Annotated in this window: 1 protein-coding gene; it reads left to right on the top strand. The window is 74.6% G+C overall.

What is annotated here, in order from left to right; translation table 11 throughout:
• Positions 1-601, top strand: a 601-nt coding sequence (locus tag U9R90_RS36660; RefSeq protein ID WP_411061844.1) for an alpha/beta hydrolase, incomplete at its 5' end; no start/stop codon positions are given.
• Positions 602-629 lie beyond the last annotated feature (28 nt).

Raw genomic sequence — 629 nt, 5'->3', positions numbered from 1 at the left:
GCGGGGGGCTGCCGCCGCGGCTGGGCGGGAGGCGGGGCCGGTCGGGTTGGTCGGGCATGTCGTGCACTACCGGTGCCGGGGGTGGAACTCCGCCGACGCGGGGCCTGCGCGTGATGCGGAGTGGGCCGTGGACGAGGTGGTGCGGCGGTACGGGGACGTGCCGGTGTGCCTCGTCGGCGTCGACATGGGAGGGCGGGCCGCGTTGCGGGCGGGCGGGCATCCGGCCGTGCACTCCGTGGTGGCGCTGGCGCCGTGGCTTCCGCCTGGCGGGGAGCCTGAGCCGGTGCGGCAGTTGAGTGGGCGGCGGGTGTTGGTCGTGCATGGCACGGATGACGCTCGGGCTGATCCTGAGCTGTCGTTTCGGTTGGCTGAGCGGGCGAAGAAGGTGAACCGGGAGGTGTGCCGGTTCGAGGTGCACACGGATGGGCACCGGTTGCATCAGCATCGGGACGAGGTGTCGGCGCTGGTGGTCGACTTCGTGCTGGGGTCGCTGTACGGGCGGGGCTTCTCGCGACCGGTCGCCGACGCGCTGGCGGCCCCGCCACCGCTGGGGCTGCGGATGCCGCTGGCTGCGGGGTTCGGGCGGGCGCTGCGGGGTTAGGGCCTGGGCGGGTCCGGGGTGCGCTCTG

This window comes from Streptomyces sp. E11-3, assembly GCF_046540415.1.
Taxonomy (GTDB): domain Bacteria; phylum Actinomycetota; class Actinomycetes; order Streptomycetales; family Streptomycetaceae; genus Streptomyces.
This window is presented reverse-complemented; position numbering and strand designations above follow the sequence as displayed.